We start from the raw sequence: 20,273 nt of genomic DNA on the forward strand, positions 1-20,273 counted from the left end.
TGCCCTTTTTGTCCGCTGCCTTTTATCGGACGCCTTTCATTGGACGCCTTTCATCCGTCAACGGTTCACCACATTCTGTGGCTTCCCATCCACAAACCGGCGCAGGTTATCCACCGCGATATCCATGAGCCTCTGCCTGGATTCCCTTGGCGCCCAGGCAATGTGGGGTGTTATGATCATGTTTTTGGCGCCCAAGAGGGGATTATCTTCCCTGATGGGTTCCGAGGAAACCACATCCACGGCTGCCCCGCTTACTTTTCCACTGTTTAACGCTTCTTTCAGGTCTTCCTCCACAATCAGCGGGCCTCTTGAGGTATTAAGGATCTTAACCCCATCCTTCATCTTTGCAATGGTGTCTTTGTTGATGATTCCCTGGGTGGACGGGAACAGGGGGCAGTGGAGGCTGATGACATCCGACTGGGCCAGCAGCTGGTCCAGGGATACGTATCTGCAGTTTTCTGTTTCCAGGGCCTTGTTGGGGTACTCGTCAAAGGCCAGTATCTTCATCCCAAAGGCCTGGGCAATCTGCGCCGTCCTCTGGCCAATCCTTCCAAAGCCGATTACGCCGAAGTTCTTGCCCGCCAGCTCCACCAGGGGATGTTTCCAGAAACACCAGTCCTGGTTGTGGGTCCACTCTCCTGCCTTGACGCAGTCGGAATGCTCGCCCACATGATGGCACAGCTCCAGAAGAAGGGCCATTGCATACTGGGCCACCGCATCCGTCCCATAGGTGGGGATGTTGGAGACCACCACGCCCTGTTCCTTGGCAGCCGCCGTATCAATCACATTATACCCGGTTGCCAGGACACCGATAAATTTCATTCCGGGGCACTGGCGTATGGTCTCTGCCGTAATAGGCGTTTTATTGGTATACACGGCCTGGGCATCCCCAATCCGCTCCGCCACCTTGTCTGCCGGGGTCCTGTCATACACGGTCAGGGAGCCAAGGGCCTCAAGCCCCTCCCAGCTTAAATCCCCGGGATTCTCTGTATATCCGTCCAATACTACAATTTTCATGTTCCTGTTCCTCCTCAATTGAAATTATGTTAATCCTCTACCAGTGCCCAGGCGCGGTTAATCACACGCTTTGTGCCGGCGAGGATGATATCCCCGTCCTCATTGGCCCATGGCTTTACTTCCAGCGACAGTACATATGGATTTTCCTTGCTGAAAAATCCCTCTTCCTTTAATACGGTAAAGAAATCAGCCAGCTGCTCCGTGTCATTGGCGCTTTCCGGGAAACCGAACCTGGGATGCTGGTCCCCGTATGCCTGGCAGCCTTCCTTTACAACGGCATTGCCGATGTGCAGGTGGGTGATATATGGGCGGAGGGTCCGGATCACAAATCTGGATGTCTCGTATGTGGTGGGGAAATGGGACAGGTCCACCAGCAGCCCGAAGTTATTATGGGTAGTGCGCATGTCCGCTGCAAACCTGGCCGCATAGGGCGCTGGTCCGATAAGGGCAGCCTTATCCATGTCAAAATCAAACACCTCCAGTTCCACCGTCATTCCCAGGGATGCGGCATGGCTGCATACGGCCCTGGTGGTCTTAAGCAGCTGGGCATACGCCTGTTCTTTTGTCTCAGGCTCCCATTTTCCTGCCAGGAATGCAATCCCTCCAGCCCCCATATACTGAGCTTCATTAACAGAGTCAATGAGCACTGCCTCGGCCTTTTTCCTGCCTTCCTCATTAAGGTCATTGGGATTCAGCTTTGGCCCCAGCAGGCGGGGCTGGGCGCCATAACACACCTTCATATGGCCCTGGGCCAGCATGTCCTTTACCTTATCCCTGGTCTCCTGGTCCTCGATATGGGTAATTTCCAGCGCGCTGAAATATTCATCGCAGCAAATGGCCTTAACGGATTCAAGCAGGGGGTAATCCACCGGGGGATGGGTCATCCACTGAATGGTCCCCACCTGAAAATATTTCTGAATCGGGTCTTTCATCGGTCAAAATCCTCCTATTTCTATTTAAATTTTTATATTAAAATCTGCCATGTACTGATCCACCGTCCCTTATACCAGCTCCCAGGCCAGGTTCAAGGTGCGTTTTGCATTGGCAATCACTGCCTCCGACGGTTCATCCTTCCACGGTTTTACCTCAAAGCTGACAATGGGCCGGGTCTTCTCATTAAGGAAACCGGTTTTCAGCAGCAGCCTCAGATACCCTGCCAGCTCATTTACGTCATTTTCACTGTCCGGGAACCCGAACCTTGGATGGTTGTCACCATATGCCTCACAGTCCGGGCTTTTAATGACCGTATTGCCCATATGGGCGTGGATGATATAATCCTTTACCGGCAGGATGCTCTCCTCTATTGTCTCATGTATCATGGGAATGTGGCTTAAATCTGCCAGCAGTCCGAAGTTCCCAAACTCCTCCCTGATGATGCCTGCATATCTGGCCGCCAGGGGCGCAGGCCCTATGAGGGCTTTCTTGTCAATATCGTAATCAAACACCTCACAGCAGATGGGCATGTCTCCCTTATCCCGCGCATGGGCGCACAACTCCCTGGTGGATTTAATAAGCTGGCAAAAGGACTGTTCCTTTGTCTCCTCACAGTACCTGCCTGACAGGAAGGAAAATCCTGCGCAGCCCAGTTCATATGCCTCGTCAATTCCTTCCTTCAGGGTGTCCACCGCCTTTTGCCTTCCCCCTTCATCAAGGTCATTCAGGTTCAGGCCCGCGGACAGCGTGCGTCCCTGCCCGCCATAGGCAGAGACCATATGTCCTGTCCGTATAAGCCCTGCCGCCGCCCTTCTGACATCCGGGTCGTGGATGTGGGCCACCTCCACCGCGTCAAAGTAGTCATCCTGCACCACCTTGCCGAGGCATTCAAGTATGGGGCCGCCTCCGTCCCCCAGGCCTCTGTAGGCAGCATGAAGGACCAGTCCCACTTTCATGAACCTTCTCATGGATTGTTCCATATCCGTACCTCCTTTTGGCATTTCCCAGCCGGCGCTTTGATGCCGGGCCGCCGGTCTATCTGCGCTTCATGACAGCCCTGCACTTATCCGCAATGGCCTCTGGACTGTATCCATACTTTGCCAGCAGCGCCTCATAGTCCCCTGACTCCGCAAAATCAACGGCTCCGATCCGCTCCATGGGCACGGGCATGTGTTCTGCCAGCACCTCTGCCACCGCGCTGCCCAGGCCGCCGTAAATACTGTGTTCCTCCACCGTGACAATGGCTCCTGTGCGTCCTGCGCACTCTATGACCAGATTCCGGTCAATAGGCTTGATGGTGTGCATATCCACCACCGTTGCCCGGATACCCTCTGCCCCTAAAAGGTCCGCTGCCTGAATGGCCTTGTGAAGGACGGTTCCCGTGGTAATGATGGTCACATCCCCGCCTTCCCTTACCGTAATCCCCTTCCCGATCTCAAACTCCATGTCAGGCTGATAAATTACAGGCGCCTCCGCCCTGCTGAGCCTGAGGTACACCGGTCCCCGGTGTCCTGCCAGGGCAAATACGGCCTTCCTTGTCTCCGCCGCGTCCGCCACCGTGACAACGGTCAGGTTGGGAATGGACCGCACAAAGGCCAGGTCCGTAATGGCCTGGTGGCTGGCCCCGTCATAGGAGTCCGACAGGCCGCAGTAGGTGCCGCACAGTTTCACATTCAGGTTGTCATAGGCAATCAGGCTCTGGATGGGGTCCGCTCCCCTGGTGGTCATGAAAACCGCAAAGGTATTTACATAGGGAATCATCCCTTCCCTGGCAAACCCGGCTGCCATGGACACCATGTTAAGCTCGCTGATGCCCACGTTAAAATACCGCTCCGGAAATGCCTTCCCGAATATACCGCTTTTGGTGGAAGAAGCCACGTCTGCCTCCAGGCACACAATATTGGGAACCTGTTCCCCCAGTTCCTTTAACGCCGCGCCGTATGCATCGCGGATTGCTATCATTTCCCCCATTACCGAGCACCTCCTAATTCTGCCTTTGCCCTGGCATATTCCTCATCGTTAATGGCCTTTCCATGCCATGTGTTCCTGCCCTCCATAAAGGAAATGCCTTTGCCCTTTACGGTTGCCGCCAGGATCAGGGCCGGCCTTCCCGGCAGCCGTCTGCCGTCCGCCCCGGTTCCTGCCCCGGCATCGGTCCCGGCATCGGTCCCGGCGTCCGCCCCGGCATCGGTCCCGGCAACCGCCCCGGCATCTGTCCCGGCGTCCGCCCCGGCTGCGGCCTTTGCCTCCTTAACCGCCCTGCAGATATCCGCCACATCATGTCCGTCGCAGGGGATTACGTTCCAGCCAAATGCCTCCCATTTTGCCCGGATATCCCCCATGGGCATGATTTCTTCCAGGGTTCCGTCCAGCTGCACCCCGTTGTTGTCCAGAATGCCAATCAGATGGTCAGCCTTGAATTTTGATGCGGACATGGCTGCTTCCCAGACACAGCCTTCCTGTATTTCCCCATCTCCCATAATAACATAAGTATAGGAATCCTGTCCTTTTATTCTTGCGGACAGTGCCATGCCAAGCCCTGCCGACAGCCCCAGGCCAAGGGGGCCGGTGGACAGCTCCACTCCCGGTGTTTTGTGGACGCAGGGATGCCCCTGGAGCATGCTGTCAATGCGCCGCAGGTTCTTTAATTCTTCCCTGGGGAAGAAGCCCTTTTCAGCCAGGGCCAGGTACAGCATGGGGGCCGCGTGGCCTTTGGAGAGCACCAGACGGTCCCTTCCCTCCATATCCGGATGTTCCGGATCCACATTCATTATCTCAAAGTACAGGGCGGTCAACAGTTCCGTACAGGACAGGGAACCGCCCGGATGCCCGGTCTGGATGCTGTGAAGCAGATCAATGAGCTGGTTCCTGAACCGGCTGCACAGCAGCTCTAATTCCTCTTTTCTTTCATTTGTCATTGTCTTATTTCCTCCAACTTGTTCTTGATTTCCTCTACGCACAGCCTGGGGCTGGTAAGGACCGGACACCCGGTAACGGCCCCTATCTCCTCCTCCAGGTGGGCCATGGATGCCTGGGCCAGCACAATACAGTCATAGGCAGGAAGGGTTCCCGCCTTTTCCTTAAGGATACGGTCGTGCAGTTCCATGTCCATGGCTTTCAGGGCCATAAATGCCTCTGCGCACACACAGGTGTCAATGGAAAGCTGCCGCCCGGCCATTTCCCCTTCCCTCTGAAGCTTTGATACCGTGGGGCCCACCGTACTTCCCGCTGTTGCCATCACCAGCACACGGTCCCCATATGTAATGCCTTTTTTCGCCATGGCGTCGTCAATGGCAATGACCGGGACCTTGATGAAGGGCCGGATCATCTCCACTGCCGGGGTCAGGGTGGAACAGGTGGTAACAATCAGGTCCGCCCCGGTCAGTTCCTGGGCCTTGATGTCCAGAAACAGCCGGTTCCTGTTGTCTGCCGTAAACTCGCCGGTTTCATTGGGATTGTCAGCCAGAAAATCATCCCACAGGTTATGTACTTTCACCTCCCGGCCAACGCCCTTCCTTACCATCTCCTCAAAGCTTACCGCCACGCTCTTTACCGTGTGGATCAATGCGATACGTTTCATGTATCCCTCCTGTCTGCTGCTTTTCTTCCATAAACCCGTTCCGCAGCCGGTCCCAGACATGCCATGGCGCCCCTGGCGGCTTCCTCCATGGACGGAAGCTGGAATATTTCCGTACAGAAATTCCCATCATAACCGCATTCCTTAAAAGTGGTAAGGATTTTCTCAAAATCCAGCCCGCATTGGCCGGGATAGCGGCGGTTGTTGTCAGCCAGGTGTACATGGATGTTGTAGGGACTGTACTTCCTGATGGCTTCATACAGGTCCTTTTCCTCCAGGTTCAGATGGAAAACATCCATCATCAGCCTGAAGTTGGGCCTGTTTACCCGCTCCACCATGTCCGCGGCCTCTGCCAGCGTATTGATGAAATTGGTCTGCATGATGGTCACTGTTTCCAATGCAATCTTCACGTTCTTAGGCGCCCCATAATCTGCCAGCTCCCGGAATGCATGAACTGCCAGTTCCTCGGTCTCCTCACGTGAGAGCTGTCCGCAGTACTGTCCCCGCACCCTGCCGATATTGATATTGGCGCCAAGGTAACTGGCAAAGTCAATGATTTCCTTGCTTCTGCGGATGGCCTCCCTGCGGTTGTCTTCCACCGGACTTGTATAACTCAGCCCCAGCTGCCCGAATATTTCCCCTGTACACACCAGGACAACGTTCAGCCCGTATTTATCAGCTGTCTGCTTCACTTCCTTCCAGTCAAGGGCTCCGGGATTCAGCGTCATAAGCTCCACGCCATCATATCCAAGCCTGGACAGGCCGCCAAAGCTTTGGTCCAGCGTCCCCTGGTAGGCTGTGACGGAATCAGCAATGGCCACGTCCGGGGTGGCTGCCTGATAACATAATTTCATCTTGCTTATCCTCCTTCCATAATGTCCGGCATTTTTTTGGCAATGCCTTTCTGACCTATTTAAAGAGCAAGAAACGTGCCAACCTTCCCTGCCCGTCCATCCATTGATAAAGCGGAATGAATCCCCTGGGAATTGAAATATTCCTGTCCAAATACAGCCACAGCCCTTGTTTCATCTGTGATATGTTTCATAAACGTTTCGTTTTGTTTCCCATATATGGCTTTCAAATGTTTCATGATGTTTCACCCCATCCATTTCCCATGAAACTCCATTAAAATGCCATTGTGTCCTGCCAGAAGCGGGCCCATCACGGAATAAAAATACAAAAGCCATGGGCAGGGAACTGACCATCCGTTCCCTGCCCGTGACTTTTATCTTCCATATATATTATGGCGCCAGCATAAAACCTGCTGCCATGCCAAACCTTACTGAACGCCAATACTCTCCATATATTCTTTTTCATAGGCAGTCACATACTCTGTTGCGGCCGCCATATCCATATAGTTACCAATCAGTTTGTTTTTCTCCAGGTAATCCGTCTTCCAGGCATCTGTCTCAGACACCTTTTTAAGCTGTTCACTCCAGAATGCGGCCGCTGAATCACTCATGTCGGCCGGTGCTGCCACGCCGCGCCATACAGGTACTTCCACATTTTCATAATCACCGATTTCACTGAGGGTCGGGGCATCGGCCAGGTTGCCGGTGTAACGCTCCGTGGACAGGGCCAGGACCGGAATTAACGAACCTGCAGCCACATACTCCGTGGCAGCCGCGGGTTTGGAGATGACAAATTCAATGTGGCCTCCCAGGGCTGCCGTAATGGCATCGCCTGTGGAATCGTACGTGATATAGGACATGACATCCTTGCTGATTCCCAGCTCTGCTATCAGGGCGTCATAGGTAGCGATATCATCACCCTTGGAACCGCCGATTACTACCTTTGTACCGCTCTTGGCCGCCTCTACGGCCTGGCTGAAATCCGCATATTTTGTGTGGTCGCCCTTGAAGATAAGCTGTTTATCCACTGCCAGGATGGCCAGGATCCTAAAGTTGGAGGAGCGGTTCTTCGTGTTCTGCACCATGGGCATCAGATCCCCGCTGTTAAAGGTCAAAAGGGTATAATCCGCCTTCTTACCCTTTGTGTTGGCCACTTCATTCCTTCCTATCTCACCGCTTCCGTCTGTCTTGTTTGTAACAATGATGGTCTGTCCATTTACAAGATTTTCCTTGGTCATAATGTCAGATATCATTCTTGTATAGATATCACTGCCGCCGCCCGGGCTGGAGGTGACAATCCAGTTAATGTTATCCTTTGGCTCAAAGGGCCCGCCGCTGCCGCTGCCTTCCCCGCATCCTGTCACAAGCGCCGCTGCCGCCATCAAGGCCGCTGTCAGTAAAATACTCCTTTTTTTCATTTTGTTAACCCTCCTAATATTATTATGATAAAGCCATCAGGCCTTTGCCGATCTGGATTTCTTCCAAACTGCTTTTATGACAGGTGTAAATATAAATGCCATGAATATAAGCATCAGTACGCATGTAATCGGTCTTGTAAAGAAAATGTCCAGGCTGCCTCCGGAGATAATGAATGCCTTGCGCATATTGGATTCCAGAAGCTTTGCAAGTACAAAGGAAAGCAGCATGGGCGCTGTGGGGAACCCGCTCTTTGTAAGGATATACCCCAGGACTCCGGACAGGAACATCACAATCACTCCGTACATGGAATAGCTTGAGCTGTAGGACCCCACCACGCACACCGTGATGATGATGGGTATCATGAACTTCACCGGTACGGACAGTATCTTTATCAGGAACGGAATCACGGCAATGGATACAATCAGGGTAAATATATTGGACAGGAACAGGGATGCTATCAGCCCCCACGTGAACTCCGGTTCATTGGTAAACAGCAGCGGCCCTGGATTCAGCCCCCACATCATAAGTCCGCCTAACAATACAGCGCCTGTTCCGCTTCCCGGGATTCCAAGGGCCAGCAATGGCGCAAATGCTCCTGCCGCCGCCGCATTGTTTGCCGCCTCACTGGCAGCAATCCCCTCAATGGCGCCTGTCCCTAACTCCTCCTCGCTCTTAAACTTCTTCTGGGCCGCATACCCCATGAAAGCGCCTGTGGTCGCGCCTGCTCCCGGGAGCACACCCACAAATGTACCCATGAGTCCGGAGCGTATGGACGGGGGCAGGAGCCGTTTAAAATCATGCCTGGTCAGAAGGCTTCCCCGGATTGTCAGTTTTACATCCCTGTTCGCCTTTGTGTCCGCCCCTCTTTCCATTACCAGGTTGATGACCTGGGAAAATCCAACGGTTCCGATGATGAACGGTGTAAACGGAATGCCGCCCAGCAGATACATACTGCCAAAATCATATCTTGGCGAACCGGACAGGGTGTCCATCCCCATGCTTGCCAGAAGGATTCCCAGCATGGTGATGACAACACCTTTTATGGGGTTCTCACCCACCAGCCAGCTGATGGAGGTCATGGCAATAAACAGAAGGGCCGTCATTTCCGAAGGACCAAACTTAAGGCCCACATTGGCCAGGGCAGGACCTGTGAACGTCAGGATGATGATACCGATGGTCCCTCCGATAAAAGAAGCCATGTTGGCAGTAAACAGCGCCTGGCCCGGCCGTTTTTTCTTGGCTGCCATGGGATAACCGTCCATGGCCGTACAGATGGCCGGGGAGTCCCCGGGTATGTTCAGCAGGATAGCGCTGAATGCACCGCCGTACATATTGGAATAATAGAGCGCCCCCAGCATGATGATTGCAGTGGTGGGGTTGAACTTATAGGTAAGGGGCAGCAGCAGGGCAATGCCTGCAAGGCTTCCGATGCCGGGCATGGCGCCCACTATCAGTCCCAGGACAGCGCCCAGCATGGCGGCGCCTATGTTGCTGAACGTAAACAGGGTGGAAAAGCCTCCTAACAACAGTTCTATATTTTCCATTTTCGATTGCTCCTCTCCTATAATATGTAATCCAGCAGGCCCATGGGGAAATATACCCCCAGCCACAGGCGGAACACGCCCACGGAAATCGCCACACAGACAGCCAGCACAATCACCGTATCCTTCCAGCTTGTATGTTCAAACACCTTCAGCCATAATATGATGAACAGATAGCAGCTTGGAAGAAGGCCGATGATATAACTTCCCACTATAATCCCCGCGCCTCCCGCAATGACTAAAAGTTCATTCCTCTCATATCTGGCAGCTTCCTTATCCTTCAATGACTGAAAAAAAGAAACAATACTGGTCAGGAACATGACAATGGCCATGATGGCCGGGAAAAAGCCCGGCTGCGGACCATCCACATGGCTCCAGAACCCTAGCTGTGCGAAACCAATCACTGCAAATACCACTGCAAATACAGCAAGCACCAGCGGTACAATCTGTTTCGTCCCTATCCTCTTCATATAAACCTCCCTTTTCTATCCATTATCCCCTCAGGTGGTTGGCCATCCTTGCCGCCATTTTCACTGCATTTTCAAATGCAGAGGTTTTTACAATCCCCTTGCCTGCTATGTCATAGGCAGTTCCGTGTGCACAGGTGACAATGGGCGCCGGAAGCCCGCCGGCAATGGTGATTCCCTGGTCAAACCCCTTCAGCTTCAGCGCAATCTGCCCCTGGTCATGGTACATGGTCACCACGCCGTCAAAATCCCCGTTAAATGCTTTGATAAACAATATATCTGAAGGGAACGGGCCATTGGCATCAATCCCCATTTCCCTGGCCTTTTCAATAACAGGCCCGATAACATCAATCTCCTCCCGTCCGCATTTGCCGCCCTCGCCGCAATGTGGATTGAGGGCTGCCAGGGCAAGCCTTGGCTTTTCAATTCCTGAATTCTTCAGGGACACATTGGCAAGGCGCACAGCCCTCATGATGGTTTCTTCCGTCAGGTTCCGGCTCACCTGGCTGATAGGGATATGGCTGGTTGTCCGTGTGGTCCACAAATCCCCCAGAACATTGATTTCCCCAAAAGGCTCTGTATGGTTAAACAGGTGGGCCATGTAATGATGTTCACTTTCAAAGGGGCATCCGGCCTTAATCATGGCCTGCTTGTTTAACGGCGCAAAACAGAATCCGTCAATCTTCTCTTCCAGGTAAAGCCCGATGGCAGTCCTCAGCATGTCCAGGCAGGCCTGACCGCTTTTTATATGTATCTGCCCATAGGGCACTTCCTGAGGGTCTAAATCCTTTTGGTCCAGCACGGGGATGCCCTGATTCCAGTCCGCGTCCTCCACCTTCCCAATCACCTGCATGGGGATTTCCAGCCCGCAGACATCAGCGCCCCGCTCAAATATCCTTACATCCCCAATCACCACCGGACGGCAGTATTCCTCATAAAACCCGGATGCTGCAAGCTTTGCTATGATTTCAGCACCCACCCCGGCTCCATCTCCCAGGAGTATTCCTAATATTGGTTTTCTGTTCATATAATCATCCTTCCTTTTGATTTTACTTTTGCTTTCATGTCAATATTATTAAGCAAATACCGTGCCAACTTTTTCAAAAGGATTGATTTCTTACATCCAACCTGTTTTATCCCTTAACTGCGTTGTGTATTCTGTATATTTTCATGGATTGAAACCTGAATCCATAAGTTATTTTTTTGTTTCAGCGTTTCATCCCATACTTTTGTTTCCAAAATGTTTCATTCTGTTTATTTGTTACGTTTTGTTTCATCCAGCAGATTATACTTTTTCATTTTCCTCCACAGAGTACTTTTATCAATCTCCAGATAGGCCGCTGTCCTGGCACGGTTATAGCCAAACCGCTCCAGCGCCTCAACCAGTGCTTGGCGCTCAGCACCCGCAAGGCCGGTGTCCTTATGCATCATGCCTGCCGCGTTCTCTTTTACGGGTATGCCGGGAAGCGCCTGTCTTACCTCCACGTCCCCTGCCACAGGCTGCTCACAGAGAATGCAGATGCGCTCGCAGAAATTGCGTATCTCACGCACATTTCCCGGCCAGTCATGACGCTTGAGCAGTTCCATGCCCTCTTCTGATATCTTCTCCAGCATGCATCCGGTCCGCTCATGCTCAAATCCCGTCATCTTCCTGACCAGATAAGGTATGTCCTGTCTCCTCTCCCTAAGAGGCGGTATATGAAGCTCCAGCACATCCAGACGGTACAAAAGGTCCCTGCGGAAATTCCCCTGTTCCACCTCCTGTCTTAGATTCCTGTTGGTGGCGCAGATGACCCTTACATCAATGGGGATCACCGTGTCATTTCCCAGACGGACGATTTCCCTTTCCTGAAGCACCCGTAAGAGGCGGCTCTGAAGCTTTGGGGAAATGTCACCAATTTCATCCAGGAAAATAGTCCCCCTGTGGGCAATCTCGAAAAACCCCATCTTCCCGCCCCTGGCTGCCCCTGTAAACGCACCTTCCACATAGCCGAACAGCTCGCTCTCCAGCAGATTCTCAGGAAGGGCCGCACAGTTAATGGCTACAAAAGGGTACTTGCGCCTGGGGCTGGAGTTGTGGATGCTCTGTGCAAACAGCTCCTTGCCGGTGCCTGTCTCCCCGTGGATCAGTATATTGGAATCAGCATAGCTGTATTTTTCAGCTGTTTGAATCAGTTTTTCCATCACAGAGCTTTTATATAAGATATGTGTAAAATCATACTTAGCCGTAAATCCTGTGGAGTATATCCGTTTTCGCAGTTTCCCCTCCTCCGCCTGAATCTGTTCCGTCCCCTGGAAGGTGATGACCGCCCCAAAGTCCTGGGACTCGCCTGAAACGGGAACACAGTTCACCATAACCGGGCGGCCTGAACAGTCACAGACTTCCGAGAGTATCTTTTTCTTCTGATGGATGACCTCCTCAATCCTGATGCCGGGAAATACCTCCCTTATATCAGCTCCTGTCAGCGGCTCCTTGCGTTCTTTCATGTAGGAATAGCAGCAGCTGTTGGCAAGGGTGATCATCCCCTTCCTGTTTACCGAGATGATTCCCTGAAAAGAATAGTTCATGATACTGGCTATCTCATCCCGTTTCTCCCGCTCATACACCGTAACCGCAGCCAATGCCAGGGCTTCCGTGATGGCCTGGTTCACCGCCTCCCGGCCGGAACGTATCATGACGGCCGGGACATCGCACTGCTTTGCAAGCTCTACCGTCGAATATCCCCCTACAATGACCTGGTTTCCGTCCTCCTTTGCCCGCAGGACAGCGGTCTTGAGCATTATCTCATCGTCTTCCGCATAGCAGCTTACCCTCAGGCCCGGGTATACCTGGTTCACCTGCTCTGCCCCATAGACCATGTTAAAGGCGCCCACCACCGCAATCCTCTTTACATCCCACTGATTCAGGCACGTCTTAACCGCGGCCAGCACATCATAGCCAGTGGTTTTAAGTTCCACACACGGAATTTTCCTCCGTTTCAGGGTATGGGCCGTGAATCCCCTGGCAATGATTACATCCCCATCTACATGCTCCAGCTTATTATTGTAATAATCCTGCACCACCTGGTATTGGATGTCCTTTGATTCCGGCCGTTCGCTTATAACCCGCTGTATGACCGGCAGTATATTGGGATATGGCGCAAAAAATACAAGTTTAACCATAACACTCCTCCTGGCATTTTCATTTATTCTATCCTATCGATTGCATTAATGGAATTAAAAAGTTGCATATATTGTAAAAATGCAATCATTCCAAATCGGCACGTTTGCATCATCTCTTTTAACAGGCGGATTTTTTTATGCATACCTACTGATTTTCCCTATTAATTTTCATGTAATTATCACAAAAAACCGGATTGGTTTTTTCCATCCGGCGATTTGGCATGGGGCTTGCTTTTATAATCTGGCAGAAAACATTGCAATGGTTCGAGAAAAAAACAAAGGAGATTCGATTATGAGATTACTGGCAACTATGAAACGTTTTCCCGCAGGTGTTATGGTAATCCCCCTGCTGCTTGGATGTACCATGAATACATGTTTCCCGGATGCCCTTGCCATTGGAGGCTTTACCACCGGCCTGTTTAAGAACGGCGTGCCCACTTTAATCGGCCTGTTCCTGTTCTGCAGCGGCGCTACCATTGACGTGAAGATGGCCGGGGCCACTGTATGGAAGGGTGTTGTGCTCACCGCGCTTAAATTTCTCATCGGCTTTGGTTTGGGGATTTTATTAAATGCCCTGTTTGGGGAAGCTGGTTTCCTCGGCCTGGCGCCTCTGGCTGTTATCGGTGCCGTAACCAACTCCAACGGCGTCATCTATGCAACCCTGGCCGGGGAATACGGCGATGAGACCGATGTCGGGGCCACCTCCATCCTGGCACTTAATGACGGACCCTTCTTCACCATGATTGCACTGGGCGCCGCCGGAATGGGGAATTTCCCGGTCACGGACATCATTGCAAGCATCATCCCCATGATAATCGGATTCATCATAGGCAACCTGGACCATGAATGGAGAAAAATACTGGCTACAGGTATGATCCTCCTTCCTCCCTTTAACGGTTTTGCCCTTGGGGCAGGCATGAATTTCGGCAACATCTTAAGCGCAGGCATCTCCGGCATCGTGCTGGGCCTGTTAACAGTCCTGGCCACCGGCCTGCTTTCCTTTTTCCTCTACAGCGCGCTGCGCAGGAAGGCAGACCCCATGGGCGCGGCCATCGGAACCACGGCCGGCGTAGCCACCACCACCCCCACGGCCGTGGCAATGGCTGACCCCTCCTTCCAGCCCCAGGTAGAGACAGCCACTGCCCAGACAGCCGCTGCCGTGGTCATCACAGCCGTGCTCTGCCCGCTCATGGTATCCTGGCTGGCCAAGGTGTCAAAAAAATGGAATGAATCCCATGGAATCACAGAGGCGGTCCCTGCCATGGAATCAGGGGCCATGCCGGCAGAAGCAGGCCCCAATGTTTCCCGGCAGCCTTAACGCGCGCTTGGGATAATGACAGACGGAGGTAATGAAAACAAATGGAACGCATTATATTAAAAGCTGATTTAATCCTGCATGGAAGGGAACTGGCTCCCATGGAGAAAGGATCAATTGTGATTGAAAATGGCCGCATCCTGGATATACTGCCTCAGCATGCCCTGGCGGACTTCCCCATTGCGGATGCCTGTGAACTGTCCTTCCCCGGCCAGACCCTGATGCCGGGCATGATAGAATGCCACAACCATCTCTGTATTGACGCCACATTGCCGGAGCACCTGGAACTGCTGGCATGGAGCAATGAATGCCAGCTCACCATCCTGGCCCTAAAAGGGCTTGAGGAAGACCTGCTAAGCGGCGTCACCACAGCCAGGTGCATGGGCGATAAATATTACATTGATACAACCATGAAAAAGCTGATTGAGGACGGCAAGGCCACAGGCCCCAGGCTTCTGGCCGCAGGCACGGGCATGAAGGGAAGCCATGGCGCAGGATACATCGGAAGCCCTCACTGCGGAACAGAGGAAATCAGGAACACCTGCCGGCAGAACCTGAAAAGGGGCGTTGACCTCCTGAAACTTTTTGTAACCCCCGGAGTCCCTGACCCCACCTCATCCTTTGTCCCCAGTTTCTTAAGCCTGGAGGAAATATCCATGGCCGCCAGCGAGGGGGCGCGGCTGGGAGTCCCTGTGGCCGCACACTGTATTGGCGGACAGGGTCTTAAAGACTGTATTGACGGAGGGGTAAAGGTGATTGAGCATATGTATATGGCCACGGAACAGGACGTGGAATGGCTGGCTGCTTCTGACTGTGTGGTGGATCTGACCTCCGGCATTTTCCTGGATTCCAGCCGCGAGGCATTCCTGTCCCCTGGCAATGCAGAAAAAATCCGGCGCAACCGCCCACGCGTACGGGAAAATGCTGCCCGCATCATCCGTGCCGGCCTCCCCTTTGTCCTTGGCACGGATGCCTACCATGGGTATCTTTACCGGGAAGTGGGGTACGCAGTGGAACTGGGCGCTGATACGGTGACAGCCCTGCAGGGAGTCACTTCCCATGCCGCTGATGTCTGCGGGCTGGGCCATAGGCTTGGGCACCTGTCCTCTGGCATGGATGCGGATATCATTGCTGTAAACGGCAATCCTTTGGAGAACGTCTCCTGCCTGTCACAGGTTGGATTTGTGATGAAGGAGGGAATTGTCTTTAAGCAGATGTGATTTGGTACCGCTGTATCCATAATGCAAAAAAGGCTATAAGCACCATCATCCGGTGACTTATAGCCTTTTTTCCTTACAAACACATCCCCGTCAAACCAACACCAGACCTTACCGAAGCCCCATCCCGGCCTTTAAGATCCGGAACATCCGGTCAGCAGCGCCCGCATACAGCTCTTCGGACCGCTCAAGGGCTTCTTCCAGTTCCATGGCGCCGTTGATGGTGGTCATGATACTGTCCACGCCGTAATCAAAGATGGTTTCTGCCTTCATGCCCATGCCGCCCACAATTGCCACCACGGGTATCCCGCGTTCCTTACACCGCTGTCCGATTCCGCTGGGCACCTTTCCAAAGGCGGACTGCCAGTCCATCCTGCCTTCCCCGGTCACCACCAGGTCCACGCCCTCTAACAGTTCATTAAAATGCACCAGGTCCAGCACGGTATCAATACCGGACTTCAGGGTGGCTTTCAGGAACACGCAGAAGGCTGCCCCCAATCCACCGGCAGCGCCTGAACCAGGAATCTTATCCACATCCACGCCCAGCTTTTCCTTAATCAAAGCAGCATACCGGATCATGCCGCCTTCCAGGATATCCAGGATTTCGGGCGTGCCGCCTTTCTGCTTGCCAAAGGTAAAGGTGGCCCCGTCCGGTCCGGTAAGAGGATTCGTCACATCACACATAACCGTGAACCTGGCCTGGGACACGGCCGGATGGAGACCGCCCACATCGATATCCGCCACCTTTGTCAGGTCTTCGCCCTTACCCTCCAGCTCATGGCCCTGGGCATCCAGGAACCGCACCCCAAGGGCGCGCATGGCCCCCATGCCGCCGTCATTGGTGGCGCTTCCCCCAATGGCAATGGATATCTTCCTGTATCCCCTGTCCAGGGCGTCCTTAATCAGTTCCCCTGTGCCGTAGGTAGATGTGTTAAGGGGATTGCGTTTTTCTGCCGGAACCATGGGAAGGCCTGAGGCCGCAGCCATCTCGATAATGGCGCTGTCTCCCTCGAATTCCCCGTAAAAAGACCTGCATTCCTCCATCAGGGGTCCGTGGACCATAAGCCTGCGGTATGTCCCGTTCAGGGCCGAGATGACCGCGTCAATGGTTCCCTCCCCCCCGTCAGCCACCGGTACCCCGGCTGTCTCACAGCCAGGAAAGATACGTCCGGCGGATTCCTCCAGCAGGGCCGTGATGCGTTCCGATGATAAGGTTCCCTTAAATGAATCAGATGCAAATAAAAATTTCATGTCACGCCTCCTAAATAGTAGTAGGTTAAACCGTTTCCTTATCTACTATTTTAGCTGCCGCGGCCCCCGGCGTCAATGTTCCGCAGAACAATCATTCTGCATTTTTTATATTCTATAGCACCTCTTCCATCCCGTCCTTCACATCCCGGAAAAACAGCATTGCCATATAAAATACAGTTGACTGGCTCACAAGCCGCACATCATACCCGGTCAGCTCCTCCAGCCGCTTCAGCCTGTAGGTCAGCGTGTTCTTGTGTATATGGAGTATTTCCGACGCAGCCTTAAGGGAACCTTCCGACTGGAAATACGCTTCCAGAAGCCCCATCCACTGGCACAGCTCCTCATAACCGCATTTTTTGAATAACTTCCGTATATACTCAGCCTTCACGCCATCCCCCAGGTCCTGTGTAAACAGTTCCAGGGTAACGCTGTCATATGCAAGGATGTCCTTTTTGGCCAGGCCTGCGGAGCGCCATGCCTGATTGGCCTGGCCATAGGCTGCGTGGATGTCCTCCGCCCTTCCGTCAATCCCCACCACCATGCGGATATTGAACTTCTTAAGGACTGCCGTGCGGATACGCCCGGCCAGCTGTTCCATCTGGCGGTCCGGACATTTCTTCACCAGGATGATCTGCCTGCCGCCGCTTCTGAGCACAAGGCTGCCCCTGCCCGCAAGGGCGGCGGCCTCACGCTCCACCTGCTCCAGCAGCTTCTGCCCTGAGGCAGTGGATGCATATTCCTCCAGCTCCCTGGCGCTGGCAACCATGATGCGCCTGGGCACTGCAATGTCAATGCCAAGGGCAAACCCCCGCTCCTCCAAAATCCCTGGCTGCATCAGTCCGTTTCCAATCACCCAGTCTTCCAGGAACCGGTTTAAGACCCGCTGCCCCATACGGCGCTCATCCTGTTCTGCATTTTCCCGTATCAGGATTTCCACCATCTTCTTCACAACCTGGCCATAACCCACCACCTCGCCGTACAGGCCTGTGATCCCGATGACGCCCACAATGCTCCCGGCATGGGTAATGGGCAGGTTCAGGCCCGGCCGGGACGTGGGCGTGGCGTGCCCAACCTCCACATACAGTTCCGGCAGATGTTCCTCAATCAATTTCCTGGCGCCTTCATGGAGGCTGCCGATCCTGGTCTCATCCGTGCTGGCAATCACATATCCCCTGCGGTCCATCATGTTGATGTTCTGTCCCACCACGGCCCCTACTTCCTCCACAATGGACTGGGCTCCCTGTCTTGAGAGCTTAAGCCCGCTCTCCATTTCCAATTCATATTGTTCCATACGCCTGCCCCCGGACATGGTGGAATCCGTTTCTCCGCCATATCCCATACCTTATACCGTATCTTACTTGTCAAAATGGCTGCCCCCGAATACTTCCAGGCGCAGCCTTTTATCCATTTGTATCTGTGAATGTGTTTTAGGAATCTTTATTATTTATAAATCGGATACTTGTCGCAGAGCTTGGTAACCTCGCCCTTGATATAATCAGCCTGGTTCTCAAAATCCGTGGCTGCCAGCCAGATGCACTCTGCAATCTTAGGCATATCCTCTTCCTTCAGGCCCCTGGTGGTGATGGCCGGTGTCCCGATACGCACGCCGGATGTGACAAAGGGGCTTCTGGGGTCACCCGGAACCGTGTTCTTGTTCAGTGTGATGAATACCTCGTCACAGCGGTTCTGCAGTTCCTTGCCGGACACGTCCATGCCCCGAAGGTCAACTAACATCAGATGGTTGTCCGTGCCTCCGGTAAGCAGCTTAAAGCCCTGCTCCAAAAGAGCTTTTGCCAGCGCCTTTGCATTCAGTACCACCTGGTGCTGGTATTCCTTAAACTCAGGCTTAAGGGCCTCCCCAAAGCAGATGGCCTTACCTGCAATTACATGCTCTAAGGGACCGCCCTGGGTTCCCGGGAATATGGCCTTGTTGAAATTGAACTTCTCAGCAGCCTCCTTGTTGGCCAGGATCATGCCGCCCCTTGGCCCCCTCAGGGTCTTGTGGGTGGTCGTGGTCACAACATCCGCATAGGGGATGGGGCTTGGGTGCTCGCCCGCTGCAACCAGCCCTGCAATGTGCGCCATGTCTACCATGAGGTACGCGCCTACCTGGTCAGCTATCTCACGGAATCTCTTAAAATCAATGGTCCTGGCATATGCGCTGGCGCCTGCCACAATGAGCTTTGGTTTCGCCTCTTTGGCAATCCTCTCTAATTCGTCATAATCGATGTATCCTTCGTCATTGACGCCGTAAGGCACGATATTGAAGTAAAGGCCGGAAAAGTTAACTGGGCTTCCGTGTGTCAGATGGCCGCCATGGTCCAGGTTCATGCCCATCACGGTGTCCCCCGGCTTTAACATGGCCACGAACACAGCCATATTGGCCTGGGCGCCTGAATGCGGCTGCACATTGGCATAATCACAGCCGAACAGCTTCTTGGCGCGCTCAATGGCCATGGTCTCCACCACGTCCACGCACTGGCATCCGCCGTAATAACGCTTTCCTGAATATCCTTCCGCATACTTATTGGTAAGTACGGTGCCCATTGCCATCATGACCGGCTCAGATACGATATTCTCAGATGCAATCAGCTCCAGGTTGCGTCTCTGACGCGCGCACTCGGCCTGGATGGCTTCGCCCACTTCCTTGTCATACCCGGTGATAAAATCCATTACTTCATTAACCATTGGTCTTACCTCTTCCTTTCGTTTTAACCTATTAACGTGACAGCCTTTTGGTGCTGATTATAACCTATATGGAGGTAAAAAGCAAGACATTGAAGAAACAGCGCCCCGTTAAAGCCTGCGTTAAAATCCTGTTATTTTTTTATTCTGGGGAAAAAATATAAATTGTTCTTAATTTTTTCACATACCCCTTTGTTTTCGGGCTTTTTCAGGCAAAAGACTGACAACTCCCCGCCTGCCTTCTTAATAATTTCGTAATAAATATAGTACTTTCTTTATATTTTGGACACAATTTGGTCACAATTATAGTCTATTATCAATCTCGTTCCAGAAATTTACGTTTTATGGAAAACCTCATCGGGAGGTTTTCAAAAGGAGAGGAGAACTATTATGAAAAGATCTATCGTAAAATCCATGACAGCCATCATGGCAGCAGCAATGGTAGCAGCAGGCATAACAGCTTGCGGCGGTTCTGACAACAAGGCAGAGACCACCACAACCGTAGAGACTACTGTAGCTGCAACAGAGGAAGAGACCACCACAGCAGAGGCTTCTGAGGAAGAGACCACGGTTGCTGAGGAAACAAGCGAGGAAGCTGACGCAGAGGCTTCTACAGAAGAGGCTGCTGACGCAGAGGAATCCAAGGATGCAGAGGCTTCCGAGGAAGAATCCACAGAGGCTGCTGATGCTGCCGCTGCTCCTGTAGAGGAGACAACCGAGGCTGCTGAATAATCAGTACCAGGTAAATGGTAAAGGCCGGGGCTTAATCTGCCCCGGCCTTTTATTATCCCTTCTCCTCCCGGATTACCTATCCAAAATCGTGACAAATGTCATCCCA

At 52.9% G+C, this 20,273-nt stretch carries 18 protein-coding genes; 3 read left to right on the forward strand and 15 right to left on the reverse strand.

Annotated elements, in window-relative coordinates:
* Positions 1-57 precede the first annotated feature (57 nt).
* The 12 genes from DWX59_RS02895 to DWX59_RS02955 all read right to left on the reverse strand — a co-directional run bounded on the left by DWX59_RS02895 (position 58) and on the right by DWX59_RS02955 (position 12,967).
* Entirely contained in the window at positions 58-1,017 is a 960-nt protein-coding gene (locus DWX59_RS02895; protein WP_117556088.1) for a D-2-hydroxyacid dehydrogenase, read from the reverse strand.
* A gap of 29 nt (positions 1,018-1,046) precedes the next feature.
* Positions 1,047-1,949, reverse strand: coding sequence for a sugar phosphate isomerase/epimerase family protein (locus DWX59_RS02900; protein ID WP_117556089.1), 903 nt, complete (start codon positions 1,947-1,949; stop codon positions 1,047-1,049).
* Between the two features lie 69 nt (positions 1,950-2,018).
* Entirely contained in the window at positions 2,019-2,930 is a 912-nt protein-coding gene (locus DWX59_RS02905) for a sugar phosphate isomerase/epimerase family protein (protein ID WP_117556091.1), read from the reverse strand.
* Positions 2,931-2,985: 55 nt separating this feature from the next.
* A complete protein-coding gene (locus DWX59_RS02910) occupies positions 2,986-3,921 on the reverse strand; it encodes a transketolase family protein (protein ID WP_117556093.1) in 936 nt (311 codons plus the stop codon).
* A complete protein-coding gene (locus tag DWX59_RS02920; RefSeq protein WP_235844889.1) occupies positions 3,921-4,868 on the reverse strand; it encodes a transketolase in 948 nt (315 codons plus the stop codon). The genes DWX59_RS02910 and DWX59_RS02920 overlap by 1 nt, the downstream gene beginning before the upstream one ends.
* A complete protein-coding gene (locus tag DWX59_RS02925; RefSeq protein WP_117556095.1) occupies positions 4,865-5,530 on the reverse strand; it encodes an aspartate/glutamate racemase family protein in 666 nt (221 codons plus the stop codon). The genes DWX59_RS02920 and DWX59_RS02925 overlap by 4 nt, the downstream gene beginning before the upstream one ends.
* Entirely contained in the window at positions 5,527-6,381 is an 855-nt protein-coding gene (locus DWX59_RS02930) for a sugar phosphate isomerase/epimerase family protein (RefSeq protein WP_117556098.1), read from the reverse strand. The genes DWX59_RS02925 and DWX59_RS02930 overlap by 4 nt, the downstream gene beginning before the upstream one ends.
* A 425-nt stretch (positions 6,382-6,806) precedes the next feature.
* A complete protein-coding gene (locus DWX59_RS02935; protein ID WP_117556100.1) occupies positions 6,807-7,796 on the reverse strand; it encodes a Bug family tripartite tricarboxylate transporter substrate binding protein in 990 nt (329 codons plus the stop codon).
* Positions 7,797-7,832: 36 nt separating this feature from the next.
* Positions 7,833-9,341 (reverse strand): tripartite tricarboxylate transporter permease, encoded by a 1,509-nt coding sequence (locus DWX59_RS02940; protein WP_117556102.1) that lies wholly within the window; start codon positions 9,339-9,341, stop codon positions 7,833-7,835.
* A 17-nt stretch (positions 9,342-9,358) separates the two neighbouring features.
* On the reverse strand, positions 9,359-9,808 hold the full coding sequence (locus tag DWX59_RS02945; protein WP_117556104.1) for a tripartite tricarboxylate transporter TctB family protein: 450 nt from the start codon (positions 9,806-9,808) through the stop codon (positions 9,359-9,361).
* 22 nt (positions 9,809-9,830) lie between these two features.
* The gene (locus DWX59_RS02950) at positions 9,831-10,832 is read right to left on the reverse strand and encodes a PdxA family dehydrogenase (protein WP_117556106.1); all 1,002 of its coding nucleotides are present in this window, start codon (positions 10,830-10,832) and stop codon (positions 9,831-9,833) included.
* 227 nt (positions 10,833-11,059) lie between these two features.
* Complete coding sequence (locus DWX59_RS02955; RefSeq protein ID WP_117556108.1) at positions 11,060-12,967, reverse strand: sigma 54-interacting transcriptional regulator; 1,908 nt, start codon at positions 12,965-12,967, stop codon at positions 11,060-11,062.
* Between the two features lie 292 nt (positions 12,968-13,259).
* Here DWX59_RS02955 and DWX59_RS02960 point away from each other — a divergent pair, with 292 nt between their 5' ends.
* Positions 13,260-14,285: a 2-keto-3-deoxygluconate permease gene (locus DWX59_RS02960; protein WP_117556110.1), complete on the forward strand. Its 1,026-nt coding sequence runs from the start codon at positions 13,260-13,262 to the stop codon at positions 14,283-14,285.
* A gap of 41 nt (positions 14,286-14,326) precedes the next feature.
* Positions 14,327-15,502, forward strand: a complete 1,176-nt coding sequence (locus DWX59_RS02965) for an amidohydrolase family protein (protein WP_117556112.1) — start codon at positions 14,327-14,329, stop codon at positions 15,500-15,502.
* A 108-nt stretch (positions 15,503-15,610) separates the two neighbouring features.
* On the opposite strand, the gene DWX59_RS02970 is transcribed toward DWX59_RS02965, so the two are convergent.
* The 3 genes from DWX59_RS02970 to glyA form a co-directional block, all read right to left on the reverse strand.
* On the reverse strand, positions 15,611-16,750 hold the full coding sequence (locus DWX59_RS02970; protein ID WP_117556114.1) for a glycerate kinase family protein: 1,140 nt from the start codon (positions 16,748-16,750) through the stop codon (positions 15,611-15,613).
* Positions 16,751-16,862: 112 nt separating this feature from the next.
* Positions 16,863-18,041, reverse strand: a complete 1,179-nt coding sequence (locus DWX59_RS02975) for a CdaR family transcriptional regulator (protein WP_227116415.1) — start codon at positions 18,039-18,041, stop codon at positions 16,863-16,865.
* Positions 18,042-18,190: 149 nt separating this feature from the next.
* The gene (gene glyA, locus DWX59_RS02980; RefSeq protein WP_117556116.1) at positions 18,191-19,438 is read right to left on the reverse strand and encodes a serine hydroxymethyltransferase; all 1,248 of its coding nucleotides are present in this window, start codon (positions 19,436-19,438) and stop codon (positions 18,191-18,193) included.
* A gap of 387 nt (positions 19,439-19,825) precedes the next feature.
* Here glyA and DWX59_RS02985 point away from each other — a divergent pair, with 387 nt between their 5' ends.
* Positions 19,826-20,167 carry a hypothetical protein gene (locus DWX59_RS02985; protein WP_117556118.1) on the forward strand — a complete coding sequence of 114 codons (342 nt, stop codon included), beginning with the start codon at positions 19,826-19,828 and terminating at the stop codon, positions 20,165-20,167.
* Positions 20,168-20,273: the final 106 nt, after the last annotated feature.

Source organism: Enterocloster aldenensis, assembly GCF_003434055.1.
Lineage (GTDB): Bacteria > Bacillota > Clostridia > Lachnospirales > Lachnospiraceae > Enterocloster > Enterocloster aldenensis.